The following is a 17,023-nucleotide window of genomic DNA, read 5'->3' on the forward strand; positions in this document are numbered from 1 at the left end:
TTGTCGCCCTTATGTAGACCTCTGCGCTGACCCGATCGCCATCTGCGGTTATGCTTGTCAGCCTGCCTGGGAGAGTGAAATGGCCTACGATTTTGATCTTTATGTAATTGGTGCCGGTTCCGGCGGTGTGCGCTGTGCGCGATTCGCGGCGGGTTTTGGCGCGAAGGTCGCGGTCGCTGAAAGCCGCTATCTGGGCGGTACCTGTGTCAACGTCGGCTGCGTGCCGAAAAAGCTGCTGGTGTACGGCGCGCACTTCGCCGAAGACTTCGAGCAGGCCTCGGGTTTCGGCTGGTCCCTGGGTGAGGCGAATTTCGATTGGGCGACCCTGATCGCCAACAAGGATCGCGAAATCAATCGCCTCAACGGCATCTACCGCAATCTGCTGGTCAACAGCGGCGTGACCCTGCATGAAGGCCACGCCAGGCTGATCGATCCGCACCAGGTAGAGGTCAACGGCCAGCGCTACAGCGCCAAGCACATCCTCATTGCCACCGGCGGCTGGCCACAGATCCCGGATATCCCGGGGCGTGAGCATGCCATCAGTTCCAACGAGGCCTTCTTCCTCAAGGAGCTGCCCAAGCGCGTGCTGGTGGTGGGCGGTGGCTACATCGCGGTGGAGTTTGCCGGGATCTTCCATGGCCTGGGCGCCGATACCCAGCTGTTGTATCGCGGTGAGCTGTTCCTGCGCGGTTTCGACGGTGCAGTGCGCAAGCACTTGCAGGAGGAACTGACCAAGCGTGGTTTGGGCCTGCAGTTCAATGCCGACATCGAGCGCATCGACAAGCAGGCCGACGGCAGTCTTGAGGTCACCCTCAAGGATGGTCGCAAGCTGGCCGCCGATTGTGTGTTCTATGCCACCGGGCGCCGGCCGATGCTGGACAACCTGGGGCTGGAGAATACCGGCGTGAAGCTCGACAAGCGTGGTTTCATCGAAGTGGACGAGCAGTATCAGAGCAGTGAGCCGTCGATCCTGGCGATTGGCGATGTCATCGGCCGCGTGCAACTGACGCCGGTGGCCCTGGCCGAGGGCATGGCCGTGGCTCGGCGCCTGTTCAAGCCCGAGCAGTACCGTCCCGTGGATTACCAGATGATTCCTACGGCGGTGTTCAGCCTGCCGAACATCGGTACCGTCGGCCTCACCGAAGAGCAGGCGCGAGAAGCGGGGCACAAGGTGCAGATCTTCGAGAGCCGCTTCCGGCCGATGAAGCTGACCCTGACCGACTGCCAGGAACGCACCCTGATGAAGCTGGTGGCGGACGCCGACAGCGACAAGGTCCTGGGGTGCCACATGGTCGGCCCGGATGCCGGTGAAATCGTTCAGGGCCTGGCAATTGCCCTGAAGGCGGGGGCGACCAAGCGCGACTTCGACGAAACCATCGGCGTGCACCCGACGGCCGCCGAAGAGTTCGTCACCATGCGTACGCCTGTCGCGGGCTGATCAAACCTTCGCAGGTGCGTCTGGCTGGGCCTTGGTGGCAGCAGCCAGGCGCAACGCCTCCAGGCCGGCCTCGGCCTTGGTGGCGCGCAACTCCATCTCCTTGCTCGATCGAGCCTGTTTCCTGGTTTGTTCCTTGAGTGCCTGAACTTCTTCCTGGGCAACGCGCAGGCGTTCCTGGAGCAGGGTGCTTTCGCTGTCCTGGCGGGCGACCTGTTCGCTCAGGCGGGCTTGCAGCGCCGAGTTCTTGCTGGCGGCATCCTGGGCTTGCTTGAGCTCTTTGTGGATGGCGCGCTGTTCGCTGAGCAGGCGCTCGTTATCGCGATGCAGTTGGGTGATCTCGTCCTGGCGTACCAGCGCGCTCTGTTGGGCCTGGCGCAGCTCCATCTGGATCTGTTGCAATTGCCCTTCGTGGCGGCGCTGCTCCTGCTCGCGCTGTTCCTTGCTGGCCGCGCGGTAGTGCTCCAGGGCGTCCCTGGCATGCAGGTGCTTTTCCTCCAGGGAGTGGATCTGCTGCTCCTTGTCCTCCAGCCGCAGCTCAAGGCCCTTGAGTGCCTGGTTGAGTTCGGCGTTGCGGGTCTGTTCGCTCTGCAGCATGGAGCGAGTGTCTTGCAGGGCGGCGCTTTCCCCGGCCAGGGCGCTGGCCTGAATCTGCAACTGCTGTTGCAACTGCTCCTGAAGCTGGTGGGCTTCGTGCAACTGGTGTTCCAGCACCTGCTTCTGTTCTTCGAAGTGGGCGAGGGCTTGCTCCAGGGGTTCCTGGGCCTGCTCCTGCAGGCGTTGCGCCAGGCGCCCCACCAGTTCACCCAGTTCTTGGTCCAGGGGGGCAGGGCCGCTGTCACGCCGGCTGGCGCCGTCATCCAGCTCCTTGAGATAGCGGTGGATGGTGGTTTTCGAGCCGGTATTACCCATTTCGATGCGTACTGCGTCGATGCTGGGGTGTTCGCCGCGGGCAAGAATCGCCTGACGCGCTTTCTTCACCACCGCCTTGTTTATGCCTCCGCGAGCCATGCATCCTCCGACGATTTAGTACTGTGTTACGTGGTATGTAATTACATTGAATTGTACAGCAGATGTGAATTTATCAAAAGCCTGAAACTGACATGGGATATTATGGTATTACCCCGTGTGATAGGCGCTGAGGGCGGTTTTCGCCAGCCATCGCCGTACATTTGCCTGAGTTGAGCTGCCATGAGCGAGCTGGATCGTTATCTGCAAGCCGCCACCCGCGACAACACCCGTCGCAGCTATCGGGCGGCCATCGAGCATTTCGAAGTGCAGTGGGGCGGTTTCCTTCCGGCTACGGCCGAAAGCGTGGCCCGCTACCTGGCCACCTATGCCGGTGAGCTGTCGATCAATACCCTGCGGTTGCGCCTGTCGGCCCTGGCCCAGTGGCACAGCAGCCAGGGCTTTGCCGACCCGACCAAGGCACCGGTGGTGCGCCAGGTGTTCAAGGGCATCCGTGCGCTGCACCCGGTACAGGAAAAACAGGCGCAACCCTTGGAGCTGCAGCACCTGGAACAGGTCGTCGCCTGGCTAGATGAGGAGGTGGCGAGTGCCGCAGCTGAACAGCGCCAGGGGGATCTGTTACGTGCCCGGCGTGATCGGGCGCTGATCTTGCTGGGCTTCTGGCGCGGCTTTCGCAGTGATGAGCTGTGCCGCTTGCAGATCGAGCATGTGCAAGCGGTGGCCGGGTCGGGCATCAGCCTCTACCTGCCCCGCAGCAAGAGTGACCGTGACAACCTTGGGCGGACCTTTCACACCCCGGCCTTGCTGCGCCTGTGCCCGGTGCAGGCCTATATCGAGTGGATCAACAGCGCGGCGCTGGTGCGCGGGCCGGTGTTTCGCGGCATCAACCGCTGGGGGCAACTGAGCGAGCAGGGGTTGCATGCCAATAGCGTGATCGCGTTGCTGCGCCAAGCCCTGGAGCGTGCCGGTATCGCTGGCGAACACTACACCAGCCATTCCCTGCGCCGGGGCTTCGCCACCTGGGCGCACCGCAGCGGTTGGGATCTGAAATCACTGATGAGCTATGTCGGCTGGAAGGACATGCAGTCCGCCATGCGCTACGTCGAGGCCAACCCGTTCATGGGCATGGCGCGCATCGGCGAGAAGCCGGTACAGCAGTAGATTAAGGTTTCTTCTATTAATACTGTTGGCTGATAGTCAAAACCAATCGACAGCATCAGGTTTGCCAATGAGCCAAGGGGCGATTCATTGGTTAGGATTCTCCCCATCAAGTTTTCACCCAATGTTCTCAACCACTGATGGAGAGTCAACGATGCCTATCATCAACAGCCAAGTTAAACCCTTCAAAGCTACCGCATTCAAAAACGGCGCATTCGTCGAAGTGTCGGACGCCGATCTGAAAGGCAAATGGTCTGTCGTGTTCTTCTACCCGGCTGACTTCACCTTCGTGTGCCCAACCGAGCTGGAAGACCTGGCCGACAACTACGCCGAATTCCAGAAGCTGGGCGTCGAGATCTACAGCGTTTCCACCGACACCCACTTCGCCCACGCTGCCTGGCACAACACTTCGCCAGCCATCGGCAAGATCCAGTACACCATGATCGGCGACCCGACCCTGGCCATCTCCCGCAACTTCGATGTGCTGATCGAAGAAGCCGGTCTGGCTGACCGTGGCACCTTCGTGATCAACCCTGAAGGCCAGATCAAGATCGTTGAAATCAACGACGGTGGTGTAGGCCGTGACGCTTCCGAGCTGCTGCGCAAGATCAAGGCTGCTCAGTACGTCGCTGCTCACCCAGGCGAAGTCTGCCCAGCCAAGTGGAAAGAAGGCGAGGCCACCCTGGCTCCGTCCCTGGACCTGGTCGGCAAGATCTAAGTCCATGCATTACCCAAGGGCGGTGATCCGCACTTAAGTCAGCTGCACCGCCCTCAAACAACGCCCGGGCGAGATTCGCTCGGGCGTTGTTTTTTCTACCGAATCAAAACAGGAGATCGCCCGTATGTTGGATGCCAATCTTAAAGCTCAGTTGAAGTCTTACCTGGAACGGGTCACCCAGCCGATCGAGATCGTAGCCTCCCTCGACGACGGTGCGAAATCCCAGGAAATGCTCGCGTTACTCAAAGACATTGTCAGTCTTTCCAACCAGATTACCTTGCTCGATAACGGCAGCGACGCGCGCAAGCCTTCGTTCTCGTTGAATCGCCCGGGAAGTGATATCAGCCTGCGTTTCGCCGGTATTCCCATGGGCCACGAATTCACTTCCCTGGTGCTGGCCCTGCTGCAAGTAGGTGGCCATCCATCCAAGGCCAGTACCGAGGTGATCGAGCAGATCCGCTCGCTCAAGGGCGAGTTCAATTTCGAAACCTACTTCTCGCTGTCCTGCCAGAACTGCCCGGACGTGGTCCAGGCGCTGAACCTGATGGCGGTGCTCAACCCCAACATCCGTCACGTGGCCATCGATGGCGCGCTGTTCCAGGCCGAAGTCGATGAACGCAAGGTCATGGCGGTGCCCAGTGTCTACCTCAATGGCGTGAACTTCGGCCAGGGGCGCATGGGGCTGGAGGAAATCCTCGCCAAGCTCGACACCGGTGCGGTGGAGAAGCAGGCGCAGAAACTCAACGCCAAGGAAGCCTTCGACGTGCTAGTGGTCGGCGGTGGTCCAGCGGGTGCTTCGGCAGCCATCTATGCCGCTCGCAAAGGCATCCGTACCGGTGTGGCTGCCGAGCGTTTCGGTGGCCAGGTGCTGGACACCATGGCGATCGAGAACTTCATCTCGGTGCAGGCAACTGAAGGGCCGAAGCTGGCCGCCGCCCTGGAAGAGCATGTCAAGCAGTACGACGTGGACATCATGAACCTGCAGCGGGCCAGTGCCCTGGTGCCGGCCAAGGAAGTCGGCGGCTTGCACGAGATCCAGTTCGAAAGCGGCGCCAGCCTCAAGGCCAAGTCGGTGATCCTGGCTACCGGTGCCCGCTGGCGCGAGATGGGCGTGCCGGGTGAGCAGGAGTACAAGGCCAAGGGCGTGTGCTTCTGCCCGCACTGCGACGGCCCGCTGTTCAAGGGCAAGCGTGTGGCGGTGATTGGCGGCGGCAACTCCGGTGTCGAAGCGGCCATCGACCTGGCGGGTATCGTCAGCCACGTGACCCTGCTGGAGTTCGACAGCAAGCTGCGGGCGGATGCGGTGTTGCAGCGCAAGCTCTTGAGCCTGCCCAACGTCAAAGTCATTACCAGCGCCTTGACCAGCGAGGTGAAGGGTGACGGCCAGAAGGTCACCGGCCTGGCCTACAAGGACCGTGATTCGGGCGAGTTCCACACGGTGGACCTGGAAGGCATCTTTGTGCAGATCGGCCTGTTGCCCAACACCGATTGGCTCAAGGGTACCGTTGAGCTGTCGCCTCGTGGCGAGATCATCGTCGATGCCCGCGGCGAGACTTCGCTGCCTGGGGTATTTGCTGCGGGTGACGTCACCACGGTGCCCTACAAGCAGATCGTGATAGCCGTGGGCGAGGGCGCCAAGGCTTCCCTCAGTGCATTCGATCACTTGATCCGTACCTCAGCACCGGCTTGATCGGTCGCTTAGAAAAACAAAACCCCATGAGCCTGGCTCATGGGGTTTTTTATTGCTGTGCTCACAGGCACCGGCTTGTCGCTGAAGTGGCCGCTGGGTCTTGCGCCGCCCTTGAGAAGGGGAGTGCTGACAATCCAGCTTCTACACAGGCCGGCTTCGCACCTGCATAGGTTTACAGCGGTGCTGGCTGGATGATCTCGACCCAGTAGCCGTCCGGGTCCTTGATGAAGGCCAGGCTTTTCATCCGGCCATCGTTCAGGCGCTTCTGGAAATCGCAGCCCAGGGCTTCGAAGCGCTCGCAGGCGGCGACGATGTCCGGTACCGAGATGCAGATGTGGCCGAAGCCGCGCGGGTCGCTGTTGCCGTTGTGGTAGGCGAAGGCTGGATCGTTCTCGGTGCCGTGGTTGTGGGTCAGTTCGAGAATGCCGGGAATCGACTTCATCCACTCGGTTCGCGCGCCAGCGTCTGCCGGGATCTGTGCCTTGTCCACCAGGGCCAGGAAGTACAGGCTGAACTCGGCTTCAGGGAAGTCGCGTTTTTCCACCAGGGAAAAGCCCAGGACCCGGGTGTAGAAGTCCAGGGAGCGAGTGATGTCCTTGACGCGCAACATGGTGTGGTTGAACACGAAACGGGCAGTGGCCGCATCCGGTTGGGCGGTCACGCCGGGAAAGGTATTGAGTTCGTTGAGGCTCATGGGCCCTCCAGAAGAAAGTGCGGCCAAGACTGCTTGCCGGGGCAAGCAGCCTTGGCTGGCAATGGTTCGGACATCCTTGGGATCGGGCAATGATACGCAAGTGGGTCGGCTGGCGCCAAACCCAAAGCTCCTGATCTATTGCCCATTCCTGGCGCCGGGCTCAGACTTCCAGGCCCCTTTACCTCAGTGTGCAAACGCATGATCGAGTCTTTTAAGTTCCGCACCGCAGCTTTGTTGCTACTGGCGCTGGCCGGTGTTGCAGAGGCCGAGCCGCAAGTGACCTGGCCCCAGGGCTGGACGGTGGAGCCGCTGCCGGCCCAAGAAGGCGAAGAGGCCGCCAAGGTGTCCCGGCAGAGAGCGGTCAAGAGCGATACCGCTGGCAATCCACTCATGGTCATGGAGTTGACCATGACTCAGGTAGACAGTGGGCATGTAGTCAATCTGCAGGGGGTATTGCTGGAGATGCGCAAGTCGGTGCAAAAGGACTTTGCCCTGGGCGGTTATCAGAGTGTCTGTAACAAGATTCATGCCGCGCAGTTGAGTCGTCTCGAGGCGCTGGAAACTACTTGCACCATTACCCAGAATGGCCGGCATGTGCTCTCGCAGACATTGGTGGCGGCACTGAATGGGGATAAGGCTTATGTACTTTCATACGCCGGCCAGGCTGCGGCTTTTGCCGAGAGCCAGGATGAAATACTCGCTGTACGAAACGGCCTTAAACTTTAAGGAAAAATCTGAACCAATCGGTTCGCTTTCTGCGGGTTACCCGTTCGTTAGCGAAAAGGCATTAAGCCTGAAGTTGCTTGGGAATCAGGCGTTATTGCACGATGTATCAGCTAGGGAGAGGGGTGGGATCTCGCTCGGCTCTTCCCTTAGATGCAAGTCGTAATAAGAATTTTCTTATTCAATGTAAAAGGCCCTACATATGCAGGGCCTTTTTCGGTGTGCGGCTTTGTTCAAGCGCGCAGCCAGGAATCCACAGTGGCGGCACCGTACTGTTCTTTCCAGGCCTTCAGGCCGCGGTGATTGCCGCCTTTGGTTTCGATCAGTTCGCCGGTGTGCGGGTTCTGGTAGACCTTGACCACGCGGGCACGGCGCTGCTTGGGGGCGTTGGCCTGTGGCAGGCCGGCCTTGCCCTGGTTGGGATCAAGGATGGCGATGATGTCACGCAGGCTCTTGTCGTAGGACTTCATCAGGGCCTGGAGCTTTTCTTCGAACTCGATTTCCTTCTTGAGTCCGGCGTCGTTTTTCAGGGATTCAAGCTGCGCGAGCTGTTCTTGAAGTGCTTTTTCTGCAGCACGAAACTCAGCAAGTCTGGACAATATCTTCACTCCAATAGTCTATTTGGCTGATACAAACCACAAACAAAGCTATAAGCCATGAGCCGATTAAGGCTCGATTAAGTGGCCTACCTGTGAATCTTGTACAGGCGGGAAAAATTGTAGTAGTTAATGCATCAAGAGTAAATCAGGTTGTTCTTGTTAAATGCGAAATTGACCAATTGATTCAAATTGGTGCAAGCCCCGAGTTGTTAGATCCAGCACTTTTTGTTCGGGTATGGCTATTTAATGGCGCGCCAGGGCTGCAACAAATTCGGCACTGGGCATGGGCCGTCCGAATAAATAACCTTGCAGGAAATCCACCCCTTTAGCTGCTAGATAATCCCGCTGTTCCGCAGTTTCAATACCTTCGGCGACAATGCCCAGATCGAGTTTGGCCGAGAGTTCGATAATGCTGTCGAGTATATGCAGGGACAGTGCGTCGGCACCGATCATGGCGACGAAACTCTGATCGATCTTCAAATAATCCACATTGAACTGGCGCAGATAACCCAGGCTGGAATGCCCGGTACCGAAGTCGTCGATGGCGATCATCACACCCAGTTCGTGCAGGGCGGCGAACAGCTGGTGGGTGGTGGTCGTGGGCTCGATCAGTTCGCGTTCGGTCAACTCCAGCACCAGGATCACCTTGCCTGGGGGGAAGCCGGCGAGGAACTCCCGGCAGTCCTCCAGCAACTGCAGGTCGTGGCAATGGCTGGCGGTGATGTTGATACCTATATGGAAACCGTCGGTAAAGTGCGCGGCATGGGGCGCCAGGGCTTGTTGGGTCTGCTGCATCAGCGAGCGGGTCATGGGCACGATCAGCCCCGAATGCTCGGCGAAGGGGATGAACAGGTCCGGGCGTACCAGCCCCTCTTTCGGATGCTGCCAGCGCATCAGGACTTCGATGCCGGCCCACGCCAGGGTGTCCCCGCGCACCACCGGCTGAAAGTACGGAATGAACTCCTGGGCCCCCAGTGCCCGTTGCAGCTCGTGGGTGGGGGAGGCGGAGCGCTTTTGCAGCCAGTGGGCAAGTACGCCCGCCGCCGCGCCGAAAAACACCAGCAGGCTGAACAGCGCCGGGTACTGGCTCTTCATGTAGTTCCACACGTCGCCCTCGGGAAACCCCGAGCTGACGCTGTAGGGATAGCGCGATGAGCTCAGTTGCTGGCTGGCCACGGCCGCCAGTGGCGGACTGCCCTCGTGGACACGGCCGTCGCTGGACAGCCAATGCCCGCCGACTTGCAATTGCAGGTCGGCGAAGCGGCTGATCAGGCGCAGGGCATTGGTCAGGTGATAGCCGTCGATGGTGGCCAGGGCGGCGCGATCGCCCTCGCTCCAGCGATAGACCAGCAGGGCCGTGTCGGGGGTGACAGGGTTGCCGCTCATCAGCCAGAGGCGGCCGTCCACGTAGTCCAGGGGGTTGAGCGGGACTGCGAAACTGCCGAGCAGGGAGCTGCAATAGTTGTTGTTGCGCCACACCAGGTTGGTCGAGCGCACGAACGGCCGGCGGGTGACCTGTTCGCGCAGGGCCAGTTGCCGGACCTCATCACAATCGCGGCCCACCTGGGGCAGCAGCGCCCTGGCGGCGATGTCGGTGTTGTCGAGCATCAGGTCGAACTGACGGATGGCCTCTTCGGCGGTTTCCAGGCTGCTGTGCATCAGTGTTCGTTCGGCCTGGGCGTAGAGGATGAGGGTGCCGAGCCCGATGGGAAGAAGCATGGCCAGCAATGTCCAGAAGGTACGGGTAGAACGCTTCAATGGACCTTTGGCGGTCAGGGGCATGGATCGGACCTGTGGGCGGGCGAGGGGGAGGATGGCACCGGGGGCATGGCCCCTGCGGCTGTCTTGATCATCGCAGGATAGCCGGCTTTTACCGTCGATAAAGGCGCTGCGCGTGCTGGATGAAGGCCAGGGCCGCCGGCGACGCCTGGCGTCGGTCGAGCATCGCGATCCCCACTTGGCGGCGCACGGCAGGCTCCAGGGGGCGGTTGGTGTAGCGCGGGTCCGCGGCCTGGGGCAGGGACAACTCGGCAACGATGCTCAAGGCATCGCCGCGGGCCACGGTTTCCAGGGTGCTCAGCAGTTGGGTGCTGCGGTAGCGGATATTGGGCCGCAGGCCGGCACCGATGAACAGGCGTGACACCAACTCCGCCGAGCCGGCTTCGGTGAGCACGAAGGGGTCATGGCACAGTTGGTCCAGGCGCAGTTGCGCTTCACTGGCCAGGGCGTGGCTGGCTGGAATCAATGCCAGCAACTGGTCCTCGACCACAGGCACGGTGTCGAAGCGCTCCTGGGGCAGCACCACGAAGCCCAGGTCCACCCGTCGTTCTTCCAGCCATTGCAGGACCTGGCGATCGGGGCCTTCGTCGATATGCACTTCGATGTCCGGATATTCGCGGCGGTAGTCGTGAAGAATCCGGGGCAGGAGGCGGATCGACGAGGTGGGGCCGAACGAGCCGATGCGCAAGGTGCCGCGCTTCATGCCCCGGGCATCTGCGGCTTCCTGGGCCAGGGTCGCCGCCAGGCCGAGCATGGCCCGGGCGCGCAGCAGCAACTGGGTGCCGATGTCGGTGAGTTCGACCTGGGCCTGGTGCCGCCGAAACAGGTCCACCTGCAGCTCCTGCTCCAGTGACTTGATGGCATGAGACACCGCCGACTGGGTGATGCCCAGGCGCGTGGCGGCGCTGGTAAAGCCCTGGAGTTCGGCCACCAGGGAAAAGATCTCCAGCTGGGTCAGGGTCATGAGTAAAAGCTCATTTTACGATGATCAGGCATTAGACAAAAAATGGTCGTGCAGTACAAACCCATTGCCTCAGAGCGTCTTGACCATGAGTGAAAGCAATATCAGCGGCCCCCTGGCGGGCGAATACCGGGACCTGGCGGTGTATAGCCGCCTGGCGACAGTCACCATGATCTGGGGCGGCACCTTCGTTGCCGGGCGCTACCTGGCCGGCGGGCTCTCGCCCTTGCTGGCCGCCAGCCTGCGGTTCCTGCTGGCCAGCCTGGCCTTGCTCGGCTTCATGGCCGTGGCGCGCATTCCCCTGGTGCGGCCCAGCCTCAGGCAGTTTGGCCAACTGGCACTATTGGGGTTCTTCGGGATCTTCTTCTACAACCTGTGTTTCTTCCTCGGCCTGGAGCAGGTCAAGGCTTCTCGGGCATCGTTGATCGTGGCCCTGAACCCGGCAGTGATTGCCCTGGCGTCCTGGGCGCTGTTCAAGGAGCGCCTGGGCCGGCGCAAGCTGTTGGGCATTGCCCTGTGCCTCTGTGGCGCGGCCCTGGTGATCTGCAGCCGTGACCCTTCGGCCCTGGCGGCGCAGGCCGGGAGCTGGCAAGGCGACCTGCTGATTCTTGGCTGCGTGCTGGGCTGGGGCGTGTATTCGCTGTTCTCCAGGGGGCTGAACCACAGCCTGGGCTCATTGCAAACCGTGACCTGCTCGATCCTCCTGGGCACCCTGATGCTCTGCGCCGCCACCCTGATCCGTGGCGAGTTCGACCTGCAGGCGGTGGCCCGCCTGAACCTGGCCCAGGGCTTGAGCCTGCTGTACCTGGGCGTGCTGGGTTCGGCGCTGGCCTATATCTGGTATTACGACGGCTTGCGGCGGATCGGTGCCACCCGTTGCGGTGTATTCATCGCCCTCAATCCCCTGACTGCGGTGATCCTCGGCGCGCTCGTGCTGGGAGAACAGTTGAGCCCGGTGGTGGGGGTGGGCGGGGCGCTGATTCTCGGCGGTATCTACCAGTGCAACAAACCCCTTGCGGGCGGGGCAAAAAAGGCGATTTTATAGAGAATGCGGACAAAGGCTTTTACGCTGTGTAGAATCCGGTTACGCATACAATAATAAAGTCTTCTGGCAGCAGAAGCCTCGCCCCCCAGCCTGTAAGACAGGGTCGAAATGAAGATTCTCGGGTTTCAACTGATCTATGGTGACTTCCTCGCCCGCAGCGTGCGCGGTATCTCCTGTGCGCCACCGTCCCTCCTCAGCATTGCTAGTAACTAACGATCCGTTAATTCTAAAAATATGATGAGGCGCCAACCATGGCAGATATCTTCGAAAACCCAATGGGCCTGATGGGCTTTGAATTCATCGAATTCGCATCGCCTACCCCCAACACCCTCGAACCGATCTTCGAGATCATGGGTTTCACCAAAGTCGCGACCCATCGTTCCAAAGACGTGCATCTGTATCGCCAGGGTGCGATCAACCTGATCCTCAACAACGAACCCCATAGCGTCGCTTCCTACTTCGCGGCCGAGCACGGCCCGTCGGTGTGCGGCATGGCGTTCCGGGTCAAGGATTCGCAAAAGGCCTACAACCGCGCCCTGGAACTGGGCGCCCAGCCGATTCACATTGAAACCGGCCCGATGGAACTGAACCTGCCGGCGATCAAGGGCATTGGCGGCGCGCCGCTGTACCTGATCGACCGTTTCGGCGAGGGCAGCTCGATCTACGACATCGACTTCGTGTTCCTCGAAGGCGTGGACCGCAACCCCAAGGGCGCGGGCCTGAAGATTATCGACCACCTGACCCACAACGTGTACCGCGGGCGCATGGCCTACTGGGCCGGCTTCTACGAGAAGCTGTTCAACTTCCGCGAGATCCGCTACTTCGACATCAAGGGCGAGTACACCGGCCTGACTTCCAAGGCCATGACCGCTCCGGATGGCATGATCCGCATCCCGCTGAACGAGGAATCGTCCAAGGGCGCCGGGCAGATCGAGGAGTTCCTGATGCAGTTCAATGGCGAGGGCATCCAGCACGTGGCCTTCCTCACCGACGACCTGGTCAAGACCTGGGACGCTCTGAAGAAGATCGGCATGCGCTTCATGACCGCGCCACCGGACACCTACTACGAAATGCTCGAAGGGCGCCTGCCGAACCACGGCGAGCCGGTCAACGAGCTGCAATCGCGGGGCATCCTGCTGGACGGTTCTTCGGAAGCCGGCGACAAGCGCCTGCTGCTGCAGATCTTCTCGGAAACCCTGATGGGCCCGGTGTTCTTCGAATTCATCCAGCGCAAGGGCGACGATGGCTTCGGCGAGGGCAACTTCAAGGCGCTGTTCGAATCGATCGAACGCGACCAGGTGCGTCGTGGCGTACTCGCCACCGAGTAAGCCCCGGCACGCTTGAGTCCAAGGCCCGATCAGGAGGTTTCTGGTCGGGCTTTATTTTGCCTGTCGGTTGGCGATTGTGAATGTGTTAATGTTTCGCCCCCGATTCCCAGCCCCTGACCGATGCCTCGATGAACACACCCAGACCTTCCCTGACCTTGACCCTGTTGCAGGCCCGTGAGGCCGCCATGGCGTTTTTCCGTCCCTCGCTGAACCAGCACGACCTGACCGAGCAGCAATGGCGGGTGATCCGCATCCTGCGCCAGAACGGCGAGCTGGAGAGCCATCAGCTGGCGAAGATGGCCTGCATCCTGCCGCCGAGCATGACTGGCGTGCTGACCCGCCTGGAGCGCGACCAGTACGTCAGCCGGCGCAAGTCTCCGGAAGACCAGCGCCGCCTGTTCATCACCCTGACCGACAAGGGCCAGGCCTGTTTCGAATCCATGAGCGGCGACATGGAAATCAACTACCAGAAGATCCAGCAGCAGTTCGGCGAAGACAAGATGCAGGCCTTGCTGGCCCTGCTCAACGAACTGAAGCAGATCAAGCCCTGAGCCCGTACCGCAGGCCTTGATGCACGCGAGATATCCCCGCAGCCGGGCTCAGCCCCGGCGCTGGCGCAGCAGATGGCGTACGCCTTCGAGCACCAGGACCAGCACCGCCAGCCAGATCGGCACGTAGGTCAGCCATTCCCCGGCCTTGATGCTTTCCCCCAGCAGCAGCGCCACCAACAGCAGCAGTACCGGTTCCACATAGCTGAGCAGGCCGAACAGGCTGAAGGCCAGCAAGCGGCTGGCAATGATGTAGCACACCAGCGCCGAGGCACTGATCACCCCCAGCACGGGAATCAGCAGGTACAGCCAGGGTTGGGCCGCGACCACGGCAATGCCCTGTTCGCCGCTCTGCACCACCCACAGTGCCACCGGCATCAGCAGGGCCATGTCCACCCACAGGCCGCCCAGGTGGTCGGTGCCCAGGCGCTTGCGCAAGACGAAATACAGCGGGTAGCCCAGGGCCACCACCAGGGTCGCCCAGGAAAAGCTGCCCACCTGGTACAGCTCGTTGAGCACGCCGATGCAGGCCAGCACCGCTGCCAGCTTCTGCAGCCGCGACAGACGTTCGCCATAGACGATGCGTCCGGTCAGGACCATGGTCAGCGGCAGCAGGAAATAGCCCTGGGATACATCCAGGCTGTGGCCGTTGAGCGGTGCCCACATGAACAGCCAGAGCTGCACCCCGACCAGCGCCGACGACAGCAGCAGCGCCGGGCCCAGCACGGGCTTGCTGCGCACCCGTCGCAGCACTTCGTCGACCCGATGCCATTCACCGGCCAGCAGCATGAACAGGGTCATGCAGGGCAGGGTCAGCAACATCCGCCAGCCGAAGATCTCCACCCCGGTCAGGGGCGCCAGCAGCGAGGTGTAGAAATACATGACGGCAAACAGCACCGACGCCAGAACCGATAACGCAATACCTTTAGACACGCAGTCCTCGTAGAACCCGAACGCTCGGGATGCACAAAAAGAAGGGGAGAGTGGAGCGAGGGGGAATATAGAGGGTTTGCCCCGGGATTTTTGCTCTGTTTGCGACACCCCGGCGGGAAAATTTCTCGTTTGTGGCGCGGCCCGGCCTTCCAGAGAAAGGCCGGACTGCGATGGCCGGCGGGTTTGCGCGGCCAGGGCCCGTGTTTAGCCCAGGTGCGCAAAACGTCCGGAGACAAAATGGCCGACATCATTGAAACCGGGTGTCGAGGCGTGCCCCGGGGTCACCAGCGCGTCGATGAAGGCTTCGTCCTCAGGGCTGATCTTCACCTCCAGGGCCCGGGTGTAGGCGTCCCACTGGGCCTCGGTGCGCGGGCCAACAATGGCCGAGCTCACCGCCTGGTTGTTCAGTACCCAGGCAATGGCGAACTCGACGATCCCGGCCCCGCGCCCCTGGGCGTATTCCTGGATCTGCTGGGCGATGCGCAGGGATTCGACCCGCCATTCGGTCTCCAGGATGCGTTTGTCCTGGCGCCCGGCGCGGCTGGCGGCGTCCGGGGCGACGTCCGGCGCATACTTGCCGCTGAGCACACCACGAGCCAGGGGGCTGTAGGGCACCACGCCCAGGCCATAGGCGCGGGCGGCGGTGATCTGCTCGCCCTCGGCCTGGCGGTTGACGATGTTGTACAGCGGCTGGCTGATCACCGGGCGGTCCACCCCCAGCTGGTCGGCGACTCGAATCGCCTCGGCAATCCGCCAGCCCCGATAATTGGACAGGCCCCAGTAGCGGATCTTGCCCTGGCGCAACAGGTCGCCGATGGCCGAGATGCTCACTTCCAGAGGCGTGTTGTGGTCTTCGCGGTGCAGGTAGTAGATGTCCAGGTAATCGGTGCCCAGGCGGGTCAGGCTGGCCTCGATGCCGTTGAAGATGTGCTTGCGGCTCAGGCCGCTGCGGTTGGGCACGCCGTCCACCGGACCGAAGCCGACCTTGGACGCCAGCACCCACTCATGGCGGTGGCTGGCAATGGCTTCGCCGACGATCTCCTCGGAGCGGCCCTGGGTATAGACGTCGGCGGTGTCGATGAAGTTGATCCCCTGGTCCCAGGCCTTGTCGATGATACGCAGCGAGTCTTCGGTACTGGTCTGCTCGCCGAACATCATGGTGCCCAGGGTCAGGCTGGAAACCTTGAGACCGGAATGGCCGAGGGTGCGATAGCTCATGGGCGGAATCCTTGTGCTAGAGGGCTGGCCAGGGCATTTCCGGCCATTGGGGCGACCATCAAATACCACAACCCCGGGCCTCTGCAATGCCTGAATGGCGCTCCCTTGCCGGCACAGGTGCCCGTGAGGTCGCCTTCGCTGGCAAGCCAGCTCCTGCAAGGAGGTTCCGTAGGAGCCGGCTTGCCGGCGAACCGTGCAGCGGCCAGCCGTCCCGGAGCCGCTGCGGGTCAGGGGCACAGCGCCCGGCAGCGCTGCAATACAAAGCTGTGCAGCAGGCGCACTCGCTGGGAAACCTGCAGGCGATGGGGGCACAGCAAGTTGAAGGGGGCCGGTTCCCCTTGCCAGTCGCCGAGCAGCGGCACCAGGCGCCCGGCGCGGATGTCCTCGGCCACATCCAGCCGGGCCTTGTAGACAATGCCGTGGCCGGCCAGGGCCCAGCGCCGGGCCACCTCACCGTCGTCGCACAGGTAATCGCCCCGCACTAGGACTTCGCGGGTTTCGCTGTCGCGGCTGAAACGCCAGCGGTCATAGGGCTGGCCATTGCGCAGGTACAGCAGGGCGCTGTGCCCGGCCAGCGTCTCGGGGTTTTGCGGCACCCCGCAACGGGCCAGGTAGGCCGGGCTGGCGCAGGCGATGCGTCGGTGCCCGGGGAGAATCGGCAAGGCCACCAGGCTGGAATCCTCGGGCACGCCAAAGCGCAGGGCCACATCCACAGCGTCGCGGAACAGGTCGGCGTGGCGATCATCGAGCCGCAGTTGCAGGCGCAGTTGCGGGTGCTCGGCCTTGAATTCATCGAGCCAGGGCAGCAGGGCATTGCGCCCGAAGTCCGAGGGCGCCGACAGTTGCAGCACCCCGGCCAGGCCCTGGCTCTGCTGCTTGAGCGCCAGCTCGCCGTCCTCCAGGGTGGCCAGGGCCAGGCGCACGCTTTCCAGGTAGCGGCGGCCTTCCTCGGTGAGCCGCATGCTGCGGGTGGAACGCGCCAGCAGACGGCTGCCGAGGCGGGTTTCCAGGCGCTTGAGGGCGATGCTGGCGGCTGCGGCGGTCAGGCCCAGGGAGCGGGCCGCGGCGGAAATGCTCCCGGCATCGGCAGTGCGTACGAAGATTTCCAGGTCCAGTATCGAGCTCATTAATAAAAATCCTTTAAAGATCTTTGCGTTTTAGCTGGATTTTTCCTCGATTGGCAAGCTGGGAAGATGTAATCACTTTCAATCGCAGCAGGTGATCG

General features: G+C 61.7%; 16 protein-coding genes. 8 read left to right on the top strand and 8 right to left on the bottom strand.

Annotation, left to right across the window (positions count from 1 at the left end; all coding sequences use genetic code 11):
• Positions 1–79: 79 nt before the first annotated feature.
• On the top strand, positions 80–1,438 hold the full coding sequence (gene gorA / locus AC1RL5_RS02280; RefSeq protein ID WP_492588982.1) for a glutathione-disulfide reductase: 1,359 nt from the start codon (positions 80–82) through the stop codon (positions 1,436–1,438).
• Here the strand turns inward: gorA and AC1RL5_RS02285 are convergent, their stop codons facing one another.
• Entirely contained in the window at positions 1,439–2,446 is a 1,008-nt protein-coding gene (locus AC1RL5_RS02285; RefSeq protein WP_492588981.1) for a DNA-binding protein, read from the bottom strand.
• Between the two features lie 180 nt (positions 2,447–2,626).
• Between AC1RL5_RS02285 and AC1RL5_RS02290 the strand changes: the two genes are divergently transcribed.
• The 3 genes from AC1RL5_RS02290 to ahpF all read left to right on the top strand — a co-directional run bounded on the left by AC1RL5_RS02290 (position 2,627) and on the right by ahpF (position 5,970).
• Positions 2,627–3,565: a site-specific integrase gene (locus tag AC1RL5_RS02290; protein WP_492588980.1), complete on the top strand. Its 939-nt coding sequence runs from the start codon at positions 2,627–2,629 to the stop codon at positions 3,563–3,565.
• 151 nt (positions 3,566–3,716) lie between these two features.
• Positions 3,717–4,280, top strand: coding sequence for an alkyl hydroperoxide reductase subunit C (gene ahpC, locus AC1RL5_RS02295; protein ID WP_011061677.1), 564 nt, complete (start codon positions 3,717–3,719; stop codon positions 4,278–4,280).
• 124 nt (positions 4,281–4,404) lie between these two features.
• On the top strand, positions 4,405–5,970 hold the full coding sequence (gene ahpF, locus AC1RL5_RS02300; protein WP_053158939.1) for an alkyl hydroperoxide reductase subunit F: 1,566 nt from the start codon (positions 4,405–4,407) through the stop codon (positions 5,968–5,970).
• A 172-nt stretch (positions 5,971–6,142) separates the two neighbouring features.
• On the opposite strand, the gene gloA is transcribed toward ahpF, so the two are convergent.
• Positions 6,143–6,664 carry a lactoylglutathione lyase gene (gene gloA, locus AC1RL5_RS02305; protein ID WP_011061675.1) on the bottom strand — a complete coding sequence of 174 codons (522 nt, stop codon included), beginning with the start codon at positions 6,662–6,664 and terminating at the stop codon, positions 6,143–6,145.
• A 198-nt stretch (positions 6,665–6,862) separates the two neighbouring features.
• Between gloA and AC1RL5_RS02310 the strand changes: the two genes are divergently transcribed.
• Entirely contained in the window at positions 6,863–7,390 is a 528-nt protein-coding gene (locus AC1RL5_RS02310; protein ID WP_072450150.1) for a DUF4946 domain-containing protein, read from the top strand.
• 230 nt (positions 7,391–7,620) lie between these two features.
• Here the strand turns inward: AC1RL5_RS02310 and AC1RL5_RS02315 are convergent, their stop codons facing one another.
• The 3 genes from AC1RL5_RS02315 to AC1RL5_RS02325 all read right to left on the bottom strand — a co-directional run bounded on the left by AC1RL5_RS02315 (position 7,621) and on the right by AC1RL5_RS02325 (position 10,729).
• The gene (locus tag AC1RL5_RS02315) at positions 7,621–7,986 is read right to left on the bottom strand and encodes a histone-like nucleoid-structuring protein, MvaT/MvaU family (RefSeq protein ID WP_015635884.1); all 366 of its coding nucleotides are present in this window, start codon (positions 7,984–7,986) and stop codon (positions 7,621–7,623) included.
• 243 nt (positions 7,987–8,229) lie between these two features.
• Positions 8,230–9,768 (bottom strand): EAL domain-containing protein, encoded by a 1,539-nt coding sequence (locus AC1RL5_RS02320; protein WP_072450151.1) that lies wholly within the window; start codon positions 9,766–9,768, stop codon positions 8,230–8,232.
• 88 nt (positions 9,769–9,856) lie between these two features.
• Positions 9,857–10,729 carry a LysR family transcriptional regulator gene (locus AC1RL5_RS02325; RefSeq protein WP_072450152.1) on the bottom strand — a complete coding sequence of 291 codons (873 nt, stop codon included), beginning with the start codon at positions 10,727–10,729 and terminating at the stop codon, positions 9,857–9,859.
• 85 nt (positions 10,730–10,814) lie between these two features.
• Here AC1RL5_RS02325 and AC1RL5_RS02330 point away from each other — a divergent pair, with 85 nt between their 5' ends.
• The 3 genes from AC1RL5_RS02330 to hpaR all read left to right on the top strand — a co-directional run bounded on the left by AC1RL5_RS02330 (position 10,815) and on the right by hpaR (position 13,650).
• The gene (locus AC1RL5_RS02330) at positions 10,815–11,771 is read left to right on the top strand and encodes a DMT family transporter (RefSeq protein WP_093403529.1); all 957 of its coding nucleotides are present in this window, start codon (positions 10,815–10,817) and stop codon (positions 11,769–11,771) included.
• Positions 11,772–12,022: 251 nt separating this feature from the next.
• Positions 12,023–13,099 carry a 4-hydroxyphenylpyruvate dioxygenase gene (hppD, locus tag AC1RL5_RS02335; protein WP_011061669.1) on the top strand — a complete coding sequence of 359 codons (1,077 nt, stop codon included), beginning with the start codon at positions 12,023–12,025 and terminating at the stop codon, positions 13,097–13,099.
• Between the two features lie 128 nt (positions 13,100–13,227).
• Complete coding sequence (hpaR, locus tag AC1RL5_RS02340) at positions 13,228–13,650, top strand: homoprotocatechuate degradation operon regulator HpaR (protein WP_011061668.1); 423 nt, start codon at positions 13,228–13,230, stop codon at positions 13,648–13,650.
• A gap of 48 nt (positions 13,651–13,698) precedes the next feature.
• On the opposite strand, the gene rarD is transcribed toward hpaR, so the two are convergent.
• From rarD to AC1RL5_RS02355, 3 genes are all read right to left on the bottom strand, one after another.
• A complete protein-coding gene (gene rarD / locus AC1RL5_RS02345) occupies positions 13,699–14,580 on the bottom strand; it encodes an EamA family transporter RarD (RefSeq protein WP_015635880.1) in 882 nt (293 codons plus the stop codon).
• Between the two features lie 204 nt (positions 14,581–14,784).
• Positions 14,785–15,798, bottom strand: a complete 1,014-nt coding sequence (locus AC1RL5_RS02350; RefSeq protein ID WP_072450154.1) for an aldo/keto reductase — start codon at positions 15,796–15,798, stop codon at positions 14,785–14,787.
• 227 nt (positions 15,799–16,025) lie between these two features.
• Positions 16,026–16,925 (bottom strand): LysR family transcriptional regulator, encoded by a 900-nt coding sequence (locus AC1RL5_RS02355; RefSeq protein ID WP_492588979.1) that lies wholly within the window; start codon positions 16,923–16,925, stop codon positions 16,026–16,028.
• Positions 16,926–17,023: the final 98 nt, after the last annotated feature.

The sequence above is a fragment of the Pseudomonas sp. GW822-FHT06D10 genome (genome assembly GCF_058799535.1).